This is a genomic window from Curvibacter sp. APW13 (assembly GCF_032337135.1).
Classification (GTDB): domain Bacteria; phylum Pseudomonadota; class Gammaproteobacteria; order Burkholderiales; family Burkholderiaceae_C; genus Allorhodoferax.
The window spans coordinates 954,118-970,047 of the sequence record NZ_JAVXZZ010000002.1 but is presented as its reverse complement, the minus strand read 5'-3'; the positions used below and the strand labels follow the sequence as shown (position 1 = coordinate 970,047).

Genomic DNA, 15,930 nt, shown 5'->3' with positions numbered 1-15,930 from the left:
CTCACGCCTGATTTAATTGGTTTCCGTGGTGCTGCCAGCGTCAGCGGCGACGCGGCGGGCGCCATCGAAGCGCTTGGACCAGTAGCTCATGCTCATGTCTTCCACGCGCACTTCCGCGCCCGGCTTGGGGGCATGGATGAACTTGCCATTGCCGATGTAGATGCCCACATGGCTGAAGGCGCGACGCATGGTGTTGAAGAACACCAGGTCGCCGGGCTTGAGTTCGTTGCGGCTGATCTTCTCGGTTGCAGCAGCCTGTTGGTCGGCTTTGCGTGGCAGGATCAGTCCGGCAGTCTGCTCGTAGATGGCCCGTACGAAGCCGCTGCAGTCAAACCCGGTTTCCACCGTGTTGCCTCCGCGGCGGTAGGGAACGCCCAGAAACCCCATGGCGTTGACGACGAGTTCGGAGGCGCGGGCTTCGAGCTGCATGCCGGCGTCTCCAATGCGCTGCAACAAGCCGCGCTCGGCCATGAACTGGCCCATCTCGTCCTGGACTTTTTCGGGAGCGGCCTGCACGGCAAGGGCGAAAATGGCGAAGGCAACGCCTACAAGGAATCGATGCATCGGCGCAGGTTAACGGCAGTTGGGGACGCTGTCAAGTGATAAGATACATGAGGAACACTTTGTAACTATTTGAAATTTCAGGGAAAAGTTAGTTTTTTCGTCCTGCCATCCGGAGCGCGGAATTTGGCTATGCTTGGCAGTCACCCTCAGGAGAATGTGGATGCTGCTTGAAACCGATGAATCCCAGCTGGTGCTGGTGGATTACCAGGAGCGCTTGATGCCCGTCATGCTGGAGGCGCCACTGGTGCTGGCCAATGCGGGCCGTTTGGCCCAGGCCGCACGCTTGCTCAAGGTGCCCGTCATCGTCACCGAGCAGAACGCGCCCAAACTGGGGGCTACCGTTGTCGAGCTGCGTGAAGCGCTTGGCGACTACGCACGCGTGTTCCCCAAGCTCATGTTCAGTGCCGTGGAGGAGGGGCTCACCGAATGGTTGCAACCGCCAGCAAAGCCCGTACATGGTAATGCGCGCAGTCTGCCCAAACATCTTCAAAAGCCGGTGCAGCAAGCCCCGCAGAGGGGTACGGTTGTTCTGGCCGGCTGCGAGGCGCACGTGTGTCTTCTGCAGACAGCATTGGATCTGCTCGAGGAAGAGATGGATGTCTGGGTGGTGGTGGATGCCTGTGCCAGCCGCTCTGAGCGCAACCGCGACGCCGCTTTCGACCGCCTGGCCGGTGCCGGAGTGGAATTGGTGACGACCGAGATGGTGTTGTTTGAGTGGCTGCGCGGGGCAGAACACCCACACTTCAAAGCGGTTCAGTCCCTGATCAAGTGACTTGGCTAGGCCCCATGTCTAGGGGCCTTCGTGTCTGGACAGTCAGCTTGCCGCAAGTTGCTTATTCATAATTATGAATGCAGTTTTTGGCATCTTGATTGGAGACACCCCATGGCAGCCTATGCAGATTTTCACCAGCGTTCTATTGCCGACCGCGACGCGTTTTGGTCCGAGCAGGCGCAGTTGGTGGGCTGGAAGACACCGCCCCAGACCATTTGCGACTACAGCAATCCGCCGTTTGCACGTTGGTTCGTGGGGGGAACGACGAACCTCTGCCACAACGCCGTTGATCGCCACCTGAAGGATCGTGCGGGTCAGGCTGCACTCATTGCCGTCTCCACCGAAACCAATACTGAAAGGGTGTACAGCTTCGCCGAGTTGCACCAAGAAGTGCAGCGCATGTCGGCCGCGTTTCTCGAATTGGGAGTCAAGAAGGGCGATCGGGTACTGATCTATATGCCCATGGTGGCGGAGGCTGCATTTGCCATGCTCGCCTGTGTGCGCATTGGTGCCATTCATTCCGTGGTGTTTGGCGGCTTTGCGTCGGGGTCCCTGGCGTCGCGCATCGAGGATGCGGAGCCCAGCCTGGTTGTCAGTGCAGACGCTGGCTCGCGCGGCGGCAAGGCGGTTGAGTACAAGCCGCTGCTGGACGAAGCCATCCGACTGTCCAGGCACAAGCCGCAGGCGGTGCTGCTGGTGGATCGTGGTTTGGCGGCCATGAGTCTGGAGGCCGGGCGTGATCACCTGTGGCGCGCCTTGCGCGAGAAGCACTTAAATGCGCAAGTACCTTGCGAGTGGGTCGATGCCACCCACCCGAGTTACACCCTCTACACCAGCGGAACCACCGGAAAACCCAAGGGCGTGCAGCGCGATACCGGTGGCTATACCGTCGCCCTGGCAGCCAGCATGAAGTACATCTATGGCGGTAAGGCGGGTGAAACCTATTTCTCCACCAGTGACATCGGCTGGGTGGTCGGGCACAGCTACATCATCTACGGCCCGCTCATTTCCGGCATGGCCACCATCATGTACGAGGGCCTGCCTACGCGTCCTGACGGTGGCATCTGGTGGAGTCTGGTCGAGAAGTACAAGGTGACAGTGATGTTCAGCGCACCGACCGCGGTGCGGGTGCTCAAGAAGCAGGATCCTGCCTTTCTCACCAAGTACGATCTGTCGAGCTTGCGCAGCCTGTTCCTGGCGGGAGAGCCGTTGGACGAGCCCACCGCGAAATGGATCAGTGAGTCGTTGGGTAAACCCATCATCGACAACTACTGGCAGACAGAAACGGGTTGGCCGATCCTGTCGATCTGTAACGGCGTGGAAAAAGCCCCTAGCAAATTCGGTTCGCCGGGCAAGGCGGTGTATGGCTACAACGTCAAGCTGCTAGACGACCAGACCGGCGAGGAGTTGACGGGCGCGAATCAGAAGGGCGTGGTGGCGATTGAAGGCCCGCTACCCCCAGGTTGCCTGCAGACGGTGTGGCGAGACGATGATCGATACGTCAACACCTATTGGAAGAGCGTTCCCGGCAAGCTGGTCTACAGCACCTTCGATTGGGGTATCCGCGATGAGGACGGCTACTTCTTTATCCTGGGGCGAACCGACGACGTAATCAACGTCGCCGGGCATCGCCTGGGTACGCGAGAAATTGAAGAGAGCATCTCGGCCCATCCAAATATTGCCGAAGTGGCGGTGGTGGGGGTCGCCGACCAGCTCAAGGGCCAGGTGGCCATGGCGTTTGCGGTGGTCAAGGACGCCAGCGTGCTTGGTAACGACGAGGCCAGACGCAAGCTCGAAGGCGAGGTGATGAAGCAGGTCGACTCCGACCTTGGTGCGGTGGCACGCCCGGCGCGGGTTTTGTTTGTCAATGTGTTGCCCAAGACCCGCAGCGGCAAGCTGCTGCGCCGTGCCATCCAGGCCATCTGCGAAGGGCGCGTGACCGGTGACCTGAGTACCATGGACGATCCGGCAGCGCTGCAGCAGATTCAAGACTTGATGGCACCGTCGAAGTAAGCGCAGTGTCAGTTGTGCGCGAATTGGGTGCGAAATATTCGCTTATTCGCGCAAACCCTTGTGCGCCCATCGCGGATCGGTGGCACAATCCGCGCCTTGATCAGGCCCTTCCCAAGCCACAGTCGCATCCGCCAATCGGTTCAGCCGTGTCGCGGAAGGTTTTTTAACCAAACTTAGTTCCCTGAAGGGGGACGGAGGTCAGCGGTTCATGAGTGATTCCCAGGCGTCGATTTATCAAGCCTACCAGGGCAATACCTACCTTTTCGGTGGGAACGCCCCGTACGTCGAAGAGATGTACGAAAACTACCTTGCCAATCCTGGCAGCGTGCCCGATACGTGGCGCGAGTACTTTGACGCGCTGCAGCACGTTCCCGCCGTGGACGGCAGTGACGCCAAGGACGTTCCCCACCTGCCCGTCATCAATGCGTTTGCCGAACGTGCCAAGCAAGGCATCAGCACGGTCGTCATGGCCACGGGCGCAGACTCTGAAATGGGTCGCAAGCGCACGGCGGTGCAGCAGCTGATTGCTGCCTACCGCAACGTGGGTAACCGCTGGGCGGACCTGGACCCCCTCAAGCGCCAGGAGCGCCCCAATATTCCCGAGCTGGAGCCATCCTTTTACGGCTTCAACGATGCCGACCAGGAAACGGTGTTCAACACCAGCAACACGTTCTTCGGCAAGGAGTCCATGAGCCTGCGCGAGTTGCTCAATGCCTTGCGTGAAACCTATTGCGGCACGCTGGGCGCGGAGTACATGTACACCTCGGACCAGAACGAAAAGCGCTGGTGGCAACAGAAGCTCGAAAGTATCCGCAGCCGTCCCAGCTTCTCGGCCGAGAAGAAGCGCCACATTCTGGATCGCCTGACGGCTGCCGAAGGCCTGGAGCGCTACCTGCATACCAAGTATGTCGGTCAGAAGCGTTTCTCGCTCGAAGGTGGCGAGAGTTTCATCGCCGCCATGGACGAGCTGATCCAGTGCGCAGGCGAACGCGGCGTTCAGGAAATCGTCATCGGCATGGCCCACCGCGGCCGCCTGAACGTGCTGGTCAATACGCTGGGCAAAATGCCCGCTGACCTGTTTGCCGAGTTCGACCACACCGCACCCGAAGAGCTGCCCGCCGGTGACGTGAAATACCACCAGGGCTTCAGTTCGGACGTGACGACGCCCGGAGGCCCGGTGCACCTGTCGCTCGCCTTTAACCCGTCCCATCTGGAAATCGTGAACCCAGTGGTCGAGGGGTCGGTGCGTGCGCGTATGGATCGCCGCAACGACCCGCGTGGCAGCCAGGTGCTGCCGGTGCTGGTGCATGGCGACTCCGCGTTCGGTGGCCAGGGCGTCAACCAGGAAACCCTGTGCTTGGCCCAGACCCGTGGTTACACCACTGGTGGTACGGTGCACCTGATCATCAATAACCAGGTGGGCTTCACGACCTCCGATCCGCGCGACATGCGCTCCAGCGTGTATTGCACCGACATCGTCAAGATGGTGGAAGCGCCGGTGTTGCACGTGAATGGTGACGATCCCGAAGCCGTGGTGCTGGCTACCCAGCTGGCGCTGGAATACCGCATGGAATTCCGCCAGGACGTGGTGGTGGACATTACCTGCTTCCGCAAGCTGGGGCACAACGAGCAGGACACTCCGTCCCTGACCCAACCGCTGATGTACAAGAAGATTGCACAGCATCCGGGTACGCGCAAACTCTATGCGGACAAGTTGGCTGCCCAGGGGCTGGGTGCCGAGCTGGGCGATGAAATGGTCAAGGCCTACCGCGCCGCAATGGATGCGGGCAAGCACACGGTGGATCCGGTACTGACCAACTTCAAGAGCAAGTATGCGGTGGACTGGTCGCCCTTCCTGGGCAAGAAGTGGACCGACGCGGGCGATACCGCCATTCCCTTGGCCGAATGGAAGCGCTTGGCCGAACGCATCACGAAGTTGCCCGATACCGTCACGGCGCACCCGCTCGTCAAGAAAGTGTTGGACGACCGCGCGGCCATGGGCCGCGGCGAGATCAACGTCGATTGGGGCATGGGCGAACACATGGCCTTCGCCTCGCTGGTGGCCAGCGGTTATCCCGTGCGACTGTCGGGTGAAGACTGCGGGCGCGGTACCTTTACCCACCGCCATGCCGTGATCCATGACCAGAACCGCGAAAAGTGGGATACCGGCACCTACGTGCCGCTGCAGAACGTGGCCGAGAATCAGGCCAAGTTCGTGGTCATCGACTCCATCCTCTCGGAGGAAGCTGTTCTGGGTTACGAATATGGCTACGCCTCCAACGATCCCAACACCCTGGTGATCTGGGAAGCCCAGTTCGGTGATTTTGCCAACGGCGCCCAGGTGGTCATTGACCAGTTCATTGCTTCCGGTGAAGTGAAGTGGGGCCGTGTCAATGGCATCACCCTCATGCTGCCGCACGGCTATGAAGGGCAGGGTCCTGAGCACTCGTCGGCCCGCGTCGAGCGCTTCATGCAGTTGGCTGCCGACGCCAACATGCAGATCTGCCAGCCGACCACCGCCAGCCAGATCTTCCACCTGCTGCGGCGTCAGATGGTGCGTAACCTGCGCAAGCCCCTGATCATCTTCACACCCAAGAGCCTGCTGCGCAACAAGGATGCGACCTCGCCGGTGTCCGAGTTCACCAAAGGCAGCTTCCAGACCGTGATTCCCGAATCGGCAGCCCTGAAGGCCGACAAGGTCAAGCGCCTGATCGTGTGTTCCGGCAAGGTCTACTACGACCTGGTCAAGAAGCGCCAGGAGCGTGTTCAGGACGACGTCGCCATCATCCGCGTGGAACAGCTCTATCCGTTCCCGCACAAGGCATTTGCCACTGAGATCAAGAAGTACCCGAATGCCACAGAGGTGGTGTGGTGCCAGGACGAACCGCAGAACCAGGGTGCCTGGTTCTTTATCCAGCATCAGATCCACGAAAACATGCTCGACGGTCAGCGTCTGGGCTACTCCGGGCGTGCCGCATCGGCGTCGCCAGCGGTGGGCTATTCCCACCTGCATCAGGACCAGCAGAAAGCCCTCGTTGATGGTGCTTTCGGCAAGCTCAAGGGCTTTGTCCTGACCAAGTAATCCAGCTGACCCTCTGTTGAACCTCATACGGAAAGAATTGATATGGCAATCGTAGATGTAAGCGTCCCGCAACTGTCGGAGTCCGTGGCAGAAGCCACCATGTTGCAGTGGAAGAAGAAAGTGGGCGATGCGGTTTCGGTGGACGAGACCCTGATCGAACTCGAAACCGACAAGGTCGTGCTGGAAGTGCCGGCTCCCGCGTCCGGCGTCATCGCCGAACTCGTGGTCGGCAACGGTGGGACCGTGGTGGCGGGCCAGCTCATTGCACGCATCGACACCGAAGGCAAGGCAGGTGCTGTTGCGGCTACTCCCGCTGCTGCACCGGCCGCTGTCGCTCCCGCGGCTTCGGCACCTGTTGCGGCGGCTGTCCCGGCCTCTCAGTCCATGGCGGGCGTCCCCATGCCTGCAGCGGCCAAGCTGCTGGCGGACAATGGCCTGGCGGCGGCCAGCGTGGCGGGTACCGGCAAGGACGGTCGCATCACCAAGGGTGACGTACTGGCTGCCGCCGCTGCTCCTGCTGCTCCTAAAGCAGTAGCTGCCAGCGCAATCCCCACGGGGGTTCCGACCAGTTCTCTGCCGCAAGTGTCGGCACCCAAGCCGTACCTGGGTGATCGTCCCGAACAGCGTGTTCCGATGACCCGTCTGCGCGCACGCGTAGCTGAGCGTCTGCTGCAATCGCAGGCCACCAACGCCATCCTGACCACGTTCAACGAAGTGAACATGGCCCCGGTGATGGCGTTGCGCAAGACCCACCAAGAGAAGTTCGAAAAGACCCACGGCTGCAAGCTCGGCTTCATGAGCTTCTTCGTCAAGGCCGCGGTGCACGCCTTGAAGAAGTTCCCGGTGCTCAATGCGTCGGTGGATGGCAACGACATCGTCTACCACGGCTACTTCGACATCGGTATCGCCGTCGGCTCTCCACGGGGTCTGGTGGTGCCCATCCTGCGCAATGCCGACCAGATGAGCTTTGCAGACATCGAGAAGAAGATCGCCGAATTCGGCAAGAAGGCCCAGGAGGGCAAGCTGGGCATTGAAGAGATGACCGGCGGCACCTTCTCCATCTCCAACGGTGGCACCTTCGGCTCCATGCTGTCGACACCCATCATCAACCCGCCCCAGAGCGCGATCCTGGGCGTGCACGCGACCAAAGACCGTGCCGTGGTGGAAAACGGGCAGGTGGTGGTGCGTCCCATCAACTACCTCGCCATGTCCTACGACCACCGCATCATCGACGGCCGCGAAGCCGTGCTGGGCCTGGTGGCCATGAAGGAAGCGCTGGAAGATCCGTCGCGCCTGCTGTTCGACCTGTAATTGATGGAACCTGCGATGCCTCCTTTTCGGGGGCATCGTTTTTTTGCGAGATTTGAAAATGAGCAAACAATTCGATGTGATCGTCATCGGCGGTGGCCCCGGTGGCTATATTGCCGCCATTCGCGCAGCCCAGCTGGGCTTCAACGTGGCCTGTATCGACGAGTGGAAAAACGACAAGGGCGGCCCGGCACCTGGCGGTACCTGCACCAACGTCGGTTGCATTCCGTCCAAGGCGCTGTTGCAGTCGTCCGAGCATTTCGAGCACGCCAACAAGCATTTCGCCGACCACGGCATCACCGCCACGGGCGTGAAGATGGATGTGGCCAAGATGGTGGCCCGCAAGGACACCGTGGTGAAGCAGAACAACGACGGCATCCTGTACCTGTTCAAGAAGAACAAGGTCAGTTTCTTCCATGGCCGCGGCTCCTTCGTGAAGGCCGTGGAGGGGGGGTACGAGATCAAGGTGGCGGGTGCCGCGGAAGAAGTCATCTCGGGCAAGCAGATCATCGTGGCCACTGGCTCCAACGCCCGCGCGCTGCCAGGTACTCCGTTCGACGAGGAGAACATCCTTTCCAATGACGGCGCCCTGCGCATCGGCGCCGTGCCCAAGAAGTTGGGCCTGATCGGCTCTGGCGTGATCGGTCTGGAAATGGGGTCGGTGTGGCGTCGCCTGGGGTCCGAAGTGACCATTTTGGAAGGGCTGCCGACCTTCCTGGGGGCCGTGGACGAGCAGGTCGCCAAAGAGGCCCATAAGGCATTCACCAAGCAAGGCCTGAAGATCGAACTAGGCGTGAAAGTCGGCGAAATCAAGTCCGGCAAGAAGGGCGTTTCCATTGCCTACAACAATGCCAAGGGTGAAGCGCAGACGCTCGATGTGGACAAGCTCATCGTGTCCATTGGTCGTGTGCCGAACACCACCGGCCTGAACGCCGAAGGCGTGGGCCTGCAGCTCGACGAGCGTGGCGCCATCGTCGTCGATGCGGACTGCAAGACCAACCTGCCCGGTGTCTGGGCCGTGGGTGACGTGGTGCGAGGCCCCATGCTGGCGCACAAGGCCGAGGAAGAGGGCGTGGCGGTGGCGGAGCGCATTGCGGGCCAGCACGGACACGTGAACTTCAACACCATTCCCTGGGTCATCTACACCAGCCCCGAAATCGCCTGGGTGGGCCGCACCGAGCAGCAGCTCAAGGCCGATGGTGTGGCCTACAAGGCAGGTTCCTTCCCGTTCCTGGCCAATGGCCGTGCCCGTGCCTTGGGTGACACCACCGGTTTCGTCAAGTTCCTGGCGGATGCCAAGACCGACGAGATCCTGGGCGTGCACATCGTCGGCCCCATGGCCAGCGAGCTGATCTCCGAAGCGGTGGTGGCGATGGAATTTCGCGCCAGCAGCGAAGACATCGCGCGCATCTGCCATGCGCATCCCTCCTTGAGCGAAGCGACCAAGGAAGCCGCGCTGGCAGTTGACAAGCGCACGCTGAACTTCTGACTTGGGCGTTAATTTGGGCTCCAGCCCTCGTAATATTTGCGTAGGTAGCTATAAATTCGGTAGCAATTGAACGTATGGCAACTGTCACGCAGGTATACGAGGTTGAGCTAGAGGCCCGGGGGTTCCAGTCGGATCCGGCCCAACGGGCCGCGGTTGCTGCACTGGACCGCTGCGCGCAGGAATGGGCACAGTACAAGGAGCAGCGCTCCAACGCCTTCAAGAAGCTCATCAACCGGCCCGACATCCCGCGTGGCGTCTACATGTACGGGGGAGTAGGGCGGGGCAAGAGTTTCCTGATGGATTGCTTTTTCCAGGCTGTTCCACTCAACCGCAAGACCCGCTTGCACTTTCACGAGTTCATGCGCGAAGTGCATCGGCAGATGGTGGATCTGCAAGGGACGCAGAACCCTCTCGATGTGCTTGCACAGCGGATTGCCAAGCGCTTCAAGCTCATCTGCTTCGACGAGTTCCATGTTGCCGACATTACCGATGCGATGATCCTGCACCGTTTGCTGGCGGCCCTGTTTGCCAATGGTGTGGGCTTCGTGACCACTTCCAATTTCAAGCCCGATGGACTGTACCCGGATGGTCTGCACCGTGACCGCATCCTTCCTGCCATTGACCTGCTCAATGACAAGCTGGAAGTGATCAATGTCGACAATGGAACCGACTACCGCAGGCGCACGCTCGAGAAGGTGGCGCTCTACCACAGCCCCCTGGGGCCGACCGCGGATGCCGCCATGAAGTCCTCCTTCGATGCCTTGGCGGAGTCACACGATGAAGACCCCACGCTGCATATCGAGGCGCGCCAGATTCGTGCGCTGCGCCGCGCCGGGGGGCAGGTATGGTTCGATTTCAAGACCCTCTGTGGTGGTCCGCGGTCACAGAACGACTACCTGGAAATCGCTTCTCAGTTCCATACCGTGTTCCTGAGTGGTGTACCGCACATGCCGGTGCGCATGGCCTCGGAGGCGCGGCGCTTCACATGGCTTGTGGACGTGCTCTACGATCGCCGCGTCAAATTGGTGATGTCCGCTGAGGTGGAGCCTGAAGACCTTTACACCGAAGGCCCCATGGCCCATGAGTTTCCCCGAACTGTATCGCGATTGCGGGAAATGCAATCCAAGGAATTTCTGGCGCTGGAGCATCGCTTGGTAGATACCGGACTGGCGTAAGCGCGAGGGAAGCTCGCCGCTTGATGTACCGGTGCGTAATCAAGCGCTCGCCCGTTGGACGCAGAGGTTAGCTGTCCAAGTTTTCGAGCTTGACAATCACCAGGGAGAGGTTGTCGCCGCCGCCGCGAGCACGTGATCGGGCTTTCTCTATGAGGAACTCGCTTGCTTCCCGGGCCGACAGCGAGGCCAGGATCGAGCCCAGCTCGTCGGTGGTGAAATAGTGCCACACGCCGTCACTGCAGGCCATGATGACATCACCCGGACGCAGCTTGGGGATTAGGTGTTCTCCCACAGGAGGCTCCGTATCGGTACCCAGACACCCCATGAGGATGTTCGACTTGGGATGTGACTGTGCCTGCTCTTCGGTTAGCTCGCCTTTGTCTACCAGTGTCTGCACATAGGAATGGTCCATGGTACGTTTGACGAAGCGGTTGCCAAAGAAGTGGTAGATGCGGGAGTCCCCGGTGTGGGCCCAATGGCAGTCGCCCCCCGGATTGATGACAAACGCAGCCATGGTGCTGTGCGGCTCTTCTTCTGCAGAGATCGCAGTGAGCTTGATCACGATATGGGCCTCGTCCACGATCTGCTGCAGCATGGATCCAGCATCGTCGGTGTTCGGGTCATAGCGTTCGAACAACTGCTTGGCAGTCATCATGACCTGGTCGGACGCCTTGCGCCCCCCACTGCGCCCGCCCATTCCATCGGCCACGATGCCCAATATGCAGCCATTGGTACGGGGATGCTTGATCAGAGCGACCTGGTCTTGTTGGTATTCCCGGTCCCCTTTGTGGATGCCTGTGGACGCCGTTAATCGGTAACCTGTTGCCATGCTAGGAATCAGTTGTTGCTGGGCGTATTATGTGGCCAACACTGGCGCCTGTCCGCGTCGTATCGACGAGATTAACGATTGTTTACTACAGAAGAAATACTGCTGGATTGGCCGCAGCGGGAATTGATCGCCTTGCGTCAGGAGCACGGCGACCTCAATGCCATGATTGATGCAGCGGCACATGCTGCGCCCTTGGACGAGCTCGTCTTGCGCCGCCTCAAGAAAAAGCGCTTGGCTTTGCGTGACAAGATGACCCGCCTGGAAAGCGCGCTGATTCCGGACGATCTCGCTTAAGGGCCGCTTACCAGACTTTCCACCAAGGGTCTGCCTTGCTGCGGGCCCCCTTGGTGAGGAACTCCGATTGCGGGTAGCTCTGCTCGAGTACCCTGCGGGCATCGTCGCGCAACTGGGTCAATCCCATCGCATCGTACGATTTGTAGATGATGTAGAGGGCTTCTTCCAGTGCAGGTACATCCCGGTATTCGGCCACGGTGGCTTGGGCACGGTTGACTGCGGCCAGGTAGGCGCCTCGCTTGTAGTAGTAACGCGCCACATGGACTTCGTACTGGGCCAGTGAATTCACGATGTATGCCATGCGTTGGCGGGCATCGGGGCTGTACTTCGAATCAGGAAAACGGACGGTGAGTTCCTTGAAGGCTTCGAACGACTCCTTGGCCGCTTTCTGGTCGCGTTCGGAAAGGTCTTGGCGCGTGATGCCGGAGAACAGACCAAGATCGTCATTGAAATTGATGATCGCCTTTAGATACAGCGCGTAATCCATTGCCGGGCTGGCGGGATGGAGGCGCGTGAAACGCTCAATGGTGGCAAGGGCCTGCGCGGGCTCCTGTGCCTTGTAGTGGGCATAGGCCTTGTCCAGCTGGGCTTGTTGTGCCAATGGAGTGCCTGCGGCGCGGGCTTCAAGTTTTTCAAGCAGTGGAATCGCCTTGTCCCATTGGGAGTTGCCCATTTCTTCCTTGGCTTCGGAGTAGATGGCATTGGGACTCATGCCTGCCGTCCGGTCCACGGGGGTGGACGAACAGCCCGACAATGTCACGATGGCGAGGGCCACAATGGTGACCGGGACAATCGATAATTTCGCACGCAGCATCGTGAAAGCATTCCTTGGTAGATAGCAATTTGATTATATCGGCGGGGCTTGAAGCCCTAGAGCTTGGCGAGGGTGATCCAAGTCAGCAGGAGGTCGAGATACGCTCCTTGGAGGTCGGCATCGACGGCAACGGCGTGCGTGCCGACAAATGGCTGACCGGTGCGATTTCTGGGTTTTCGCGCAGCTATCTGCAGCAGTTAATTGATGGCGGGGCATTTCGCGTCGGGCAGGTTGTGGTGCGCAAACCTTCCCAGAAGCTTCATATCGGGGATGTGGTTTCCATAGAGCTGCGGCCAACGGAGCAGAGCCAGGCATTCATACCGCAGGCGATGGACCTCGACGTGGTCTACGAAGATGCAGATTTGTGCGTGATCAACAAACCGGCCGGGTTGGTCGTGCACCCAGCAGCCGGCAATTGGACCGGCACTTTGCTCAATGGATTACTGGCGCGGGCGAGTTGTTTCAGCGAGGTTCCGCGGTCGGGTATCGTGCACCGTTTGGACAAGGACACCAGCGGATTGATGGTTGTGGCCAAGAATCGTGCCTCAATGGACCGATTGGTAGCTGCCATCGCTGCCCGGGAGGTTAGCCGTATCTATCTGGCTCTTGCGCGGGGGCCCTGGAAAGGGACAAGTACCTCATGCAGTGTTGAAGCCGCTATTGGGCGTGATACGGCCAATCGCTTGCGCATGGCTGTTGTGGATTTACGTCTTCAGTCAGGCAAGCCAGCCAGAACGGACCTGACCTGTCTGGACCAAACCTCCTTGGCGATGTTGGTCCAATGCAAGCTGCACACCGGGCGCACGCATCAGATTCGGGTGCATATGGCGTACAAGGGCTGGCCCTTGTTGTCCGATGCCGTCTACGGCGGTCCTGCCGGTTCTGTGATTAGGCGTCAGGCCTTGCACGCGGTTCGACTTGCCTTCAACCACCCCCGGACTGGACAGTGGATGGAGTTTTTTGCCCCTATTCCACAGGATTTCTCCGCGGAGATGGAATCGGTAGGCCTGCGATACAATGGACTATCGCTGCCCTGAGTCAGGGTGGTTCGACGAAGACCCTGCTGGGTCGGTGAGCCCTCCGCAGTGCGCGGTGCGCCTGCGTTATTGCCTCGGTCCTATCCGGGTGCCGCTATTCCACGCTTATGAATTTGTCTTACGCCAAGCAGGTTCTGGAGACTGCATTGATCTGTGCACAGCAGCCTTTGCCGTTGCGGGATCTGCGCACCCTGTTTGCCGATGAGGTTGGTGCCGACACGGTACGGGAACTGTTGCAGCAGCTGCAGCAGGAATGGATTCCACGGGGGGTTGAGCTCGTATGTGTAGCGTCAGGTTGGCGATTTCAAAGCCGTCCGGAAATGCGCATGTATCTGGATCGGTTGAATCCAGAAAAACCACCGCGGTATACGCGAGCCACATTGGAAACCTTGGCAATCATTGCCTACCGACAACCGGTCACCCGTGGTGACATGGAAGACATCCGGGGCGTTACCATTAGTTCCTTGTTGCTCAAGCAGTTGGAGGATCGTGGGTGGGTAGAGGTGATTGGGCACCGGGATGCCCCGGGTCGTCCCGCCCTGTATGCGACGACCAAGCAATTCCTTGATGATTTAGGGTTGGCCTCGTTGGATGAGCTTCCATTGCTGGAAAACCCCGTGCAGCAGGTTCCGGACATGGAATCTCTGGCATTGGCGCAAGCGTTTGCTATCGCCGAAGGAGCTCCCTCTTCCGATCCAGTTGAGACAGCAACGGGGGAAGGGCAGCTAGAGATTGCGCTGGAGGATACGGCCGCGCAGCAATCGATTCCGACCAACGGGCAATTCGAGCCCCACTGAGTTCGCAAAGGTACTGAATACATGGCAAATGACATCCAAAGTGCGGGTGTTCCCGCTGACGGCACTCCTACCCCACAGCAGGCTGAGGATGGTTCTGGCAAATCCGACTTGCACGACGTTCTAGAGGGTGTTGTCGCTGATGCTGGGTCCGTGCCCGTCCGTTCAGTGTTTGATGATGTGGTTTCCGGTCAGTTTGATGCGGATGGGGGGGCTGGCGTCCAGGAGAACGCGAAGCGCGTTCTGGCGCCGCAAGTCGAGTCACCTAAATTGCACAAGGTCTTGGCTCAGGCAGGCTTGGGGTCGCGGCTGGAGATGGAGCAGTTGATACTCGAAGGCCGCATTTCCGTGAACAACGAGCCAGCCCATATTGGCCAGCGGATCCAGTTCGGCGACAGCATCAAGGTCAACGGCAAGCCGATCAAGGTGCGCATTGCACCGCCTCCGGCACGGGTGCTCGCTTATCACAAGCCTGTGGGCGAGGTCGTGACCCATGACGATCCGCAAAACCGGCCTACGGTGTTTCGTCGACTTCCCAAGGTGCATCAGGGGAAGTGGCAGGCGGTAGGGCGCTTGGATCTCAATACAGAAGGGCTGCTTCTGTTTACCACGTCTGGCGAATTGGCCAACAAGCTCATGCATCCTCGCTTTGGCTTGGAGCGTGAGTATGCGGTTCGCATTCTGGGTGCATTGTCTGGCGATGAGCGTCAGAAGCTATTGGAAGGCGTGCAGCTCGATGATGGTGTAGCCCAGTTCAAATCCATTGAAGACGGTGGTGGTGAAGGTGCGAATTGCTGGTATCGCGTCGTCATTGCGGAGGGGCGCAATCGCGAAGTACGGCGCATGATGGAGGCGGTAGGGCATGCTGTCAGCCGCCTGATTCGCATACGCTATGGTGCCATGGTATTGCCGCGTGGCCTTTCCCGTGGTGCCTGGATGGAACTGGATGAGCGTGATATTCGGGCACTGACGCATGCGGCTGATGCGCCGGGAACGCGGACTTCGACACCGTCGAGCAAACCAGTGCCCGGTACTGGCGATGCCCGCCGGGGGCGCAATGGCGGGGCTTCCCGAAAGAGTGGCGGACGCGGCGCTGCAGCTTCGCAGCGCGGCACCGTCGCCCAACCTGACCCCATGCGGACGTCTTTAGGTTACATCGGAACGGACAGCTTGACGCGTCAGCGTCAGGATAAGGGTCGACGAGGGGCCAATGCAGGTGGGCGGCGCAATGGGCGAGGGCGCTAATAGTTCTCCCCCGATGCTAGAATGCGTGGCTTTGCATACACCTGTGTGCATTTTTGCTTTTTCGGTTTTATAGGAATACACCATGGCCATCGAACGCACTCTTTCCATCATCAAGCCTGACGCTGTCGCCAAGAACGTCATTGGTCAAATCTATGCCCGTTTTGAGGCGGCTGGTCTGAAGGTGGTTGCCGCCCGCATGATGCACCTCTCGCGTGGCGAAGCCGAGGCGTTTTATGCTGTTCACAAAGAGCGTCCTTTCTTCAAGGATCTGGTGGATTTCATGATTTCCGGCCCCGTCATGGTTCAGGCTCTGGAAGGTGAAAATGCAATCCTTAAGAATCGTGACCTGATGGGTGCGACGGATCCGAAGAAGGCCGCTGCCGGCACCATTCGTGCTGACTTTGCCGACAGCATCGACGCCAACGCCGTTCACGGCTCTGACGCTGCCGAAACTGCTGCGGTCGAAGTGGCTTTCTTCTTCCCCGGCATGAACGTCTATTCGCGTTAATCATGC

14 protein-coding genes are annotated in these 15,930 nt (G+C 59.7%); 11 read left to right on the top strand and 3 right to left on the bottom strand.

From position 1 onward, the window contains the following. Positions 1-12 precede the first annotated feature (12 nt). Complete coding sequence (locus tag RQP54_RS12785; RefSeq protein WP_315678713.1) at positions 13-564, bottom strand: C40 family peptidase; 552 nt, start codon at positions 562-564, stop codon at positions 13-15. Between the two features lie 160 nt (positions 565-724). Here RQP54_RS12785 and RQP54_RS12780 point away from each other — a divergent pair, with 160 nt between their 5' ends. The 6 genes from RQP54_RS12780 to zapE all read left to right on the top strand — a co-directional run bounded on the left by RQP54_RS12780 (position 725) and on the right by zapE (position 10,403). Further along, positions 725-1,336, top strand: a complete 612-nt coding sequence (locus RQP54_RS12780; protein WP_315678712.1) for an isochorismatase family protein — start codon at positions 725-727, stop codon at positions 1,334-1,336. 111 nt (positions 1,337-1,447) lie between these two features. After that, positions 1,448-3,349, top strand: coding sequence for a propionate--CoA ligase (locus RQP54_RS12775; RefSeq protein ID WP_315678711.1), 1,902 nt, complete (start codon positions 1,448-1,450; stop codon positions 3,347-3,349). Positions 3,350-3,557: 208 nt separating this feature from the next. Further along, complete coding sequence (locus RQP54_RS12770) at positions 3,558-6,431, top strand: 2-oxoglutarate dehydrogenase E1 component (RefSeq protein WP_315678709.1); 2,874 nt, start codon at positions 3,558-3,560, stop codon at positions 6,429-6,431. 42 nt (positions 6,432-6,473) lie between these two features. After that, entirely contained in the window at positions 6,474-7,742 is a 1,269-nt protein-coding gene (odhB, locus tag RQP54_RS12765) for a 2-oxoglutarate dehydrogenase complex dihydrolipoyllysine-residue succinyltransferase (RefSeq protein ID WP_315678708.1), read from the top strand. Positions 7,743-7,800: 58 nt separating this feature from the next. Continuing rightward, positions 7,801-9,228: a dihydrolipoyl dehydrogenase gene (lpdA, locus tag RQP54_RS12760; RefSeq protein ID WP_315678707.1), complete on the top strand. Its 1,428-nt coding sequence runs from the start codon at positions 7,801-7,803 to the stop codon at positions 9,226-9,228. A gap of 74 nt (positions 9,229-9,302) precedes the next feature. Next, positions 9,303-10,403 carry a cell division protein ZapE gene (gene zapE, locus RQP54_RS12755; RefSeq protein WP_315678706.1) on the top strand — a complete coding sequence of 367 codons (1,101 nt, stop codon included), beginning with the start codon at positions 9,303-9,305 and terminating at the stop codon, positions 10,401-10,403. A 67-nt stretch (positions 10,404-10,470) separates the two neighbouring features. Here zapE and RQP54_RS12750 read toward each other — a convergent pair whose 3' ends face one another. Continuing rightward, a complete protein-coding gene (locus tag RQP54_RS12750) occupies positions 10,471-11,232 on the bottom strand; it encodes a PP2C family protein-serine/threonine phosphatase (RefSeq protein WP_315678705.1) in 762 nt (253 codons plus the stop codon). A 78-nt stretch (positions 11,233-11,310) separates the two neighbouring features. Between RQP54_RS12750 and RQP54_RS12745 the strand changes: the two genes are divergently transcribed. After that, entirely contained in the window at positions 11,311-11,526 is a 216-nt protein-coding gene (locus RQP54_RS12745; RefSeq protein WP_315678704.1) for a YdcH family protein, read from the top strand. 7 nt (positions 11,527-11,533) lie between these two features. Here RQP54_RS12745 and RQP54_RS12740 read toward each other — a convergent pair whose 3' ends face one another. Next, positions 11,534-12,340, bottom strand: coding sequence for an outer membrane protein assembly factor BamD (locus RQP54_RS12740; RefSeq protein ID WP_315678703.1), 807 nt, complete (start codon positions 12,338-12,340; stop codon positions 11,534-11,536). A gap of 107 nt (positions 12,341-12,447) precedes the next feature. On the opposite strand from RQP54_RS12740, the gene RQP54_RS12735 reads away from it, so the two are divergent. The 4 genes from RQP54_RS12735 (at position 12,448) to ndk (ending at position 15,924) form a co-directional block, all read left to right on the top strand. Next, entirely contained in the window at positions 12,448-13,377 is a 930-nt protein-coding gene (locus tag RQP54_RS12735; protein ID WP_315678702.1) for an RluA family pseudouridine synthase, read from the top strand. 107 nt (positions 13,378-13,484) lie between these two features. After that, complete coding sequence (gene scpB / locus RQP54_RS12730; protein ID WP_315678701.1) at positions 13,485-14,174, top strand: SMC-Scp complex subunit ScpB; 690 nt, start codon at positions 13,485-13,487, stop codon at positions 14,172-14,174. 21 nt (positions 14,175-14,195) lie between these two features. Beyond that, on the top strand, positions 14,196-15,416 hold the full coding sequence (gene rluB / locus RQP54_RS12725; protein WP_315678700.1) for a 23S rRNA pseudouridine(2605) synthase RluB: 1,221 nt from the start codon (positions 14,196-14,198) through the stop codon (positions 15,414-15,416). Positions 15,417-15,498: 82 nt separating this feature from the next. Next, positions 15,499-15,924 carry a nucleoside-diphosphate kinase gene (gene ndk / locus RQP54_RS12720; protein ID WP_315678699.1) on the top strand — a complete coding sequence of 142 codons (426 nt, stop codon included), beginning with the start codon at positions 15,499-15,501 and terminating at the stop codon, positions 15,922-15,924. Positions 15,925-15,930 lie beyond the last annotated feature (6 nt).